Source organism: Pseudomonas sp. 2VD (assembly GCF_005503585.1).
GTDB lineage: Bacteria > Pseudomonadota > Gammaproteobacteria > Pseudomonadales > Pseudomonadaceae > Pseudomonas > Pseudomonas aeruginosa.
In genome coordinates this window covers 1-6,468 of the sequence record NZ_SCND01000340.1, presented here as the reverse complement: position 1 = coordinate 6,468, position 6,468 = coordinate 1, and the positions used below count along the sequence as shown (strand labels likewise).

The window sequence follows — 6,468 nt, the reverse complement described above, 5'->3', positions numbered from 1 at the left end:
GTGGTGCATCCGCCGCAGACCAGCGAACCGCCGGCCTCGCTGCCGCCGCAAAGCCAGCCGCAGCCCGGTCCGTCCAGCGCGCCCGGCGCCACCCCGCCGCCCATCACCCCGCAACCGCAGACTCCGGCGCAGCCCAGCCGCTCGCGTCCGCAGTTCGCCCCGCCGCCAGGCGGCAAGGGCGTCTGGGACGGCAGCCTGGGGGTCTATGTGATCCGCGGCGAGCGCGATCTCTACTACCGCCAGCGTACCTACTACCGCTGGGACGGCGGCTGGTTCTGGTCCACCAGCCCGCAGGGTCCCTGGACCGAGACCGACGCCCGCGGCATCCCGCCCGGTCTCAGCCGGCGCTACGCCAATCCATGACCCCTAGGGGTTCTCCGGGTCGTGCCCGAGCGACTGGATGAACAGCGAGAACAGTTCCGGTTGCGAGGAAATGTCCAGCTTGGCGTACAGGTGGCGCCGATGGACCTTGATCGTCTCCGGCGAGATCGCCAGGCGCTCGGCCATGGCCTTCGACGAGTAGCCGCGAAGGATCAGGCGGGCGATCTCCAGTTCCCGTTCCGATAGCACGCTGGCGCCGAAGTGGCTGAGGGCGTCGCGTATCTGCGTGGCCATCTCTTCCTGCGGTGCGGCCGGCAACAGGCGCTGGCTGCGCTGCTGCCAGTGCTGCTGCATCAGCGCCAGGACCCAGCTCGAGAGCAAGCCGAGCATCCCGCATTCCTCGTCGGCGAACATCCTCTGCATGCCCAACGACAGCGACAGCGCGCCCTGGCCGGGCACCTGTAGGATGAACTGCACCTCGTCCTCCAGAACGTTGTCGTGGAAGTAGCTAAGGTAGTACTCGCTCTGCCGGAAATGGTCCGGGGCGATCTCCTCGAGGCGGTACAGGCCGCTGGCCAGGCCTTCCCGGCAAGCCTGGTAGAAGGGGTCGAGCAGGTACAGCCCGTTCAGGTAGGCGAGCATCGAGGCCGGCCCGGCGTGCGGTTCGGCGTCGTATTCCTCCAGGGCCACCGGCACGCCGTTGGCGGGGTAGAAGATCGCCAGGGCGTTGTCGAACGGCAGGTGCTGGCGCAGCAGCAGGATCAATTGCTTCCAGAAGCGGTTGCCGCCGATCTGTTCGATGGCGCGGCCCAGGCTGGCGTGCATGCCGATGTCCCGGAACAGGGTGTGCATCCGTATTCGCTCCACGGTGGGTTTTCGCAGGCTCCGGTTTGCGGCTTTTCCACCCGCCGCGTCAAGGGGCGTAACCCCAAAGGGTGATTGGCCCGCCGGTTCCGCGCTCCTAGAGTCGGCGCATAACCAGCGCCCCGGCAAGGGGCCGCCGCGAGTCTCCGTTACTGCCTCAACTTCAATAACAATCAGAGGACAACGACATGAGCTCTTCCCCCGCGCCCGAAAGTGCGCTGAAACCCACCCTGGGCGTGTTCGACGTGGTCGCCATCACCGTTTCCGCGGTCACTCCCGCCAGTTCCGTCTTCGTCATCGCCCCTTTCGCCATCCAGCAGGCCGGCACCGGCGCTTTCTGGGCCTTCGCCCTGGCCGGGGTGCTGGCGCTGATGTTCGCCTGGTGCTATGCCGAGCTGGGCAGGGCGCACAGCACCGCCGGCGGCGAGTATGTCTACGCCAAGCGGGTGTTCGGCGGCTTGGCCGGCTACGCCACCTTCCTCACGGTGCTGGCGATGCTGCTGTTCATCCCGCCGGTGCTCGCCACCGGCGCGGCGACTTACCTGAACGCCGCCCTCGGCACCCACTTCGATGCGCAGACCGTGGCCCTGGCGATCGTTGCCTTCAGCTACCTGCTGGGCATCCTCAACATCCGCGTCAACGCCTGGGTCACGGGTACCTGCCTGCTGCTGGAAGTGGCGGCGCTGCTGGTGATCGTCGGCCTCGGTTTCGGCCATGCACAGCAACCGGCGAGCGTCCTGCTGCAGCCGCAGGTAGTCGGCGACGGCGGGCTGCTGGCGATCGCACCCTGGGCATTGGTGATCGGAGCGGTCGGTACCGCGCTGTTCTCCTACAACGGTTTCGGCGGCGCGGTGCTGCTCGCCGAGGACATGAAGGACGGCGGCCACAGCGTGCATCGCGCGGTGCTCTGGTCGCTGGCGCTGGTGGTGCTGATCGAGATCGTCCCGCTCGCCGCGCTGCTGATCGGCGCGCCGTCGCTCCCGGCGATGCTCGCCAGCCCCGACCCGATCGGCTATCTGTTGAACAGCCATGGCAACGAGACGCTGTCGCGCCTGGTCAGCGCGGGAATCTTCCTCTCGGTGTTCAACGCCATCGTCGCCATCGTCATCCAGAGCGCCCGGGTGATCTTCAGCAGCGGTCGCGACGCGCTCTGGATGCCGGCGTTGAACCGTGCCTTCACCCGTATCCATCCGCGCTGGGAATCGCCTTGGCTGGCCACGCTGTTCCTCGCCATTCCCTCGGCGGCGCTGAGCTTCAGCTCCAACCTGGCCGAACTGACCTCGTTCACCGTGTTGCTGATCGTCATGGTCTACCTGATCGTCGCCCTCTGCGCGCTGTTCAGCCGGGTGCTGCGGCGCGACCGCGAGCATCCCTACCGGATGCCGCTGTGGCCGCTGCCGGCGCTGCTGGCGGTGAGCGGGGCGGGATACCTGCTGCTCAACCTGTTCCTGGCGGCCTCGGCCAGGGACGTGATGATCATTGTCGGACTGCTGGCGGTGTCGGTGATTCTCTACTGCACCTACGGCAAGCTCAGTCCGGCGTTCCAGAAGCTTTGAAACAGGAGTCCGCATGCGCGCTCGACAACTTGGCATCACCCTCGGCCTGGGCACTCCCGGCCCGTTCAACGCGATCACCGACGTTCCCGGCGTGCGCGTCGGCCACAGCACCCTGAACCAGCGGATCAACGGCAGGCAGGTTCGCACCGGCGTCACCCTGGTCCAGCCGCGCGCCGGTGCGGCGCGCCTGCAACCCTGCTTCGCCGGCTGCCACGTGCTCAACGGCAACGGCGACGCCACGGGCCTGGAGTGGATCCGCGAAGCCGGCCTGCTGACCACCCCGATCGCCATCACCAATACCCACAGCGTCGGCGCGGTGCGCGACGCGCTGATCGCCGAGGAGCGCGCCGAACTCGGCGACAGCGGGCTGTACTGGTGCATGCCGGTGGTGATGGAGACCTTCGACGGCCTGCTCAACGATATCTGGGGCCAGCACGTCGGCGCCCGCCAGGTCGGCGAGGCGCTGGCCTGCGCCGAGTCCGGACCGGTCCGCGAAGGTTCGGTGGGCGGCGGCACCGGGATGATCTGCCACGAGTTCAAGGGTGGCATCGGTAGCGCTTCGCGGCGGCTGCCGGCGGAGCAGGGCGGCTGGACGGTGGCCGCGCTGGTCCAGGCCAACCACGGCCAGCGTCGCGAGCTGCGGGTCGATGGCTATCCGGTCGGCCGCCGGCTGGGCGACATCCCCTCGCCGTTCAGCGAGGAAGGCACCCCGGGCATGGGCTCCATCGTGGTGATCCTGGCCACCGACGCGCCGCTGCTGCCGCACCAGTGCCAGCGCCTGGCGCAGCGCGCCTCGATCGGCATCGCTCGCACCGGCGGTGGCACCGAGGACTCCAGCGGCGACGTGTTCCTCGCCTTCGCCACCGGCAACCAGGACCTGCCGCCAGCCGACTATGCGCGCAAGGACCTGCCGCAGAGCACGCCGCTGCGGATGCTCAACAACGACCACATCTCGCCGTTGTTCGCCGCGGCGGCGGAGGCGGTGGAAGAAGCCATCGTCAACGTGCTGCTGGCCGGCGAGGACATGCGCACCGAGGACGGCCGGCTGGTGCCCGCGCTGAAGGGGGAGACGCTCCTGGCGGCGCTGCGCGAGACCGGCTGGCCGGGACGCTGAAAGCGGCTCAGCGCCAGCCGCGGGTGCGCGCCACCGCTTCGCTGAAACGCACCTGCCAGCGCCGGGCGGTGCCGGCGTCGACCCGCGGCTGGAACTCCGTGCGGGTGTTGCGCGGCTCCGCCAGCTCGTAGCCGAGGCCACGCGCGGCAAGGGCGGCGCAACCGAAGGCGGTGAGTTCGTCGAAGCGCTGGGTGACGATGCGCCGTTGCAGGCTGTCGGCGAGGAACTGGGCGAAGTAGGGGCTGCGCGCCAGGCCGCCGTCGATGGACAGGCGGTCGGTGACCTTCAGGTAGCCGTCCATCGCCTGGATCACCTCGGCGCTGCGCAGCACCACGCCTTCGAGCAGGGCCTGGCAGAGGTCCTCGCGGCGGGTGCCGGCGTCCATTCCCAGCCACATCGCGCCGGCGCTGCGGTCCCAGTGCGGGCATGCGAGTCCCGACAAGGCCGGGACGAAGGCCAGCCCGCGGTCGATGGCCGGCGGCCGGTCGAAGCCGGCCAGTTCCGAGAAGTCGCTGAACAGGCCAAGACGCCCGGCCCACTCGACTGCGGCGCTGGCATCGTAGACCCCGCCGTCCATGGCGTACACCGGCTTGCCATCGATCTGCCAGGCGATGGTGGCGAGCAGGCCTGTCTCCGGCGAGCGGATGATCCGCTCGCCGCTAAGGGTCAGGGCGAAGGCGCCGGTGCCGAAGGTGATCTTCGCATCACCGGGCTGGCGGCAGCCGTGACCGTAGAGCGAGGCCTGCTGGTCGACCACCGAGGCCGTCAGCGGAGTGTTGCCGATCACCCCGAAATGGCCGACGGTATCGCGGATTTCCGGCAGGCACTCGATCGGCACGCCGAACAGGGCGCACAGTTCGGGGTCCCAGCGGCCCTCGGCGAGGTTCATCAATGCGGTGCGCGAGGCGGTGGTGACGTCGGTGGCGAAGGTTCCGCACAAGCGGTCGAGAAACCAGGCGTCGCTGGTTCCCAGGCGCAGGCGGCCGGCCTCGAGAGCCCGGCGAGCGGCAGGAAGGTGCTCGACGATCCAGCCCAGCTTGCTGGCCGAGAAATAGGCATCGAGCGGCAGGCCGCTGCGTTCCAGGACCAGCGCCTCGGCGCCGCTGGCGCGTAGACGCTCGATGTGCGGGGTGGTGCGGTTGTCCTGCCAGACGATCAGCGGCGACAACGGCTCGCCGCTGCGGGCGTCCCAGGCCATGCAGCTTTCGCCCTGGTTGGCGAGGCCGATGGCGTCGACCCGGCCGCTGGCCTCCAGGCAGCGTTGCAGGTTGGCCAGCAGTTCCAGCGGATCGTGCTCGACCCAGCCGGACTGCGGATGATGTTGCTGGTGACGCAGCGCCAACTGAATATCGGCGCTGCCGTCCTGGCTGGCGACCAGCACGCGGGTACTGGTGGTTCCCTGGTCGAGGGCGGCGATTCGCATGGTCGGTTCTCTTCGCGGGTTCAGTGGCCGGAGGTGAGGAAGGCGACTTCCAGGCGCCGGGTGTCCGGCGGTAGGCGCAGGGCGGCCAGCGGCACCAGCAGGCGGCGCTCCGGCAGGCAGGACAGGGCGCGTTCCCACACCGGGCGACCATCGGCCAGTATCCGCAGGCGTCCGCTGGCGGCCTCGCTTACGCGTAGCTGTAGATGCGCCAGGCCGGGTGTCGGATCGTCCAGCAGCCGCTGCGGCACGCACAGCTTGAGCGGACCGCTGCAATCGATGGCGATACCGGGCGCGGCGATCGGCAGTTCGGCCCGCAGGTCGGCGGCCAGCAGGCCGGCTATCCTTCGTCCCTCGCGGAACGACCAGCCGGCGGTCTCGATCGGCCGGAGCAGGTTGCCGGCGGCGAAATAGGCGGGGTCGGAGCAGCGGCCGAACTGATCGATGCGCGGGCCGCCGCTGGCCGGGTCCAGTTCCAGGTGGCTGAGGCGGACCAGGCTCGATTCGGGAACGAAGCGTCCGCTGAGGAGGATGCCGTCGCAGGCGATCCGTTCGACCCGCCCGTCGCCCAGGCGTACCCGCGCCGCCTCGACCCGGCCGCGGCCTTCGATCTCCAGCAGCTCGCTGGAGAAGTGCATCGGTACTCCGCACAGCCTGGGAAACAACGATAGCGGCCAACGCGCGGTGGCCCGTGCGTTGCGTTCGAGCATGGCCACCGGGCGGATGCCGGCACGCCGGCAACTCATCACGGCGGACAGGCTGACCAGCTCGGTGCCGACGATCAGCGGCCGTTCGAACGGCTTCAGGCCTTGCAGATAGAGATAGGCTTGCAGCGCGCCGGTATTGATCACGCCCAGTGGCCGGTCGCCGCCCAGCAGGCGCGCCGAGCGTGGCGTCTCGCGTGCGCCGGTGGCCAGCAGCACGCGTGTCGCGCGCAGACTGCGCGGGCCTTCGGGGGTGGCCAGTTGCAGCAGACCGGCGGCGGCGAGAGCGACCACGCTATGGCGCAGGCGGATATCCACCCCGGCCCGTTCAGCCTGTTCGACGTTACGCAGCGCGTAGGCCGGGCCGGTCAACAGGCGGCCGTGCTCGCGCAGGCCGAACGGCGGATGCGCGCAATGCCGGGGTATACCGCCGGCCTCGCCGTCGCGCTCCAGCACGCAGACCCGGGCGACGCCTTGGCGGCGTAGTTC

General features: G+C 69.6%; 6 protein-coding genes. 3 read left to right on the top strand and 3 right to left on the bottom strand.

All coding sequences use genetic code 11. The features are described from left to right. Positions 1-363: hypothetical protein (locus FFS27_RS26330; protein ID WP_137952308.1), on the top strand; the 363-nt coding region annotated here is incomplete at its 5' end. Between the two features lie 3 nt (positions 364-366). On the opposite strand, the gene FFS27_RS26325 is transcribed toward FFS27_RS26330, so the two are convergent. Continuing rightward, complete coding sequence (locus FFS27_RS26325) at positions 367-1,173, bottom strand: helix-turn-helix transcriptional regulator (RefSeq protein ID WP_003083150.1); 807 nt, start codon at positions 1,171-1,173, stop codon at positions 367-369. A 200-nt stretch (positions 1,174-1,373) separates the two neighbouring features. Here FFS27_RS26325 and FFS27_RS26320 point away from each other — a divergent pair, with 200 nt between their 5' ends. Both FFS27_RS26320 and FFS27_RS26315 read left to right on the top strand, forming a co-directional pair. Next, a complete protein-coding gene (locus FFS27_RS26320; RefSeq protein ID WP_003110692.1) occupies positions 1,374-2,741 on the top strand; it encodes an APC family permease in 1,368 nt (455 codons plus the stop codon). A gap of 13 nt (positions 2,742-2,754) precedes the next feature. After that, on the top strand, positions 2,755-3,855 hold the full coding sequence (locus FFS27_RS26315; RefSeq protein WP_137952307.1) for a DmpA family aminopeptidase: 1,101 nt from the start codon (positions 2,755-2,757) through the stop codon (positions 3,853-3,855). 7 nt (positions 3,856-3,862) lie between these two features. Here FFS27_RS26315 and FFS27_RS26310 read toward each other — a convergent pair whose 3' ends face one another. Both FFS27_RS26310 and FFS27_RS26305 read right to left on the bottom strand, forming a co-directional pair. Next, positions 3,863-5,278 carry a glycerol kinase gene (locus FFS27_RS26310; RefSeq protein WP_003087165.1) on the bottom strand — a complete coding sequence of 472 codons (1,416 nt, stop codon included), beginning with the start codon at positions 5,276-5,278 and terminating at the stop codon, positions 3,863-3,865. A gap of 20 nt (positions 5,279-5,298) precedes the next feature. Then, on the bottom strand, positions 5,299-6,468 hold a 1,170-nt coding region (locus FFS27_RS26305), incomplete at its 5' end, for an NAD(P)/FAD-dependent oxidoreductase (protein ID WP_137952306.1).

Coding starts and splice junctions, on each gene's coding strand:
- FFS27_RS26325 (WP_003083150.1), bottom strand. CDS start 1,173: ATGCACACCCTGTTCCGGGACATCGGCATGCACGCCAGCCTGGGCCGC.
- FFS27_RS26320 (WP_003110692.1), top strand. CDS start 1,374: ATGAGCTCTTCCCCCGCGCCCGAAAGTGCGCTGAAACCCACCCTGGGC.
- FFS27_RS26315 (WP_137952307.1), top strand. CDS start 2,755: ATGCGCGCTCGACAACTTGGCATCACCCTCGGCCTGGGCACTCCCGGC.
- FFS27_RS26310 (WP_003087165.1), bottom strand. CDS start 5,278: ATGCGAATCGCCGCCCTCGACCAGGGAACCACCAGTACCCGCGTGCTG.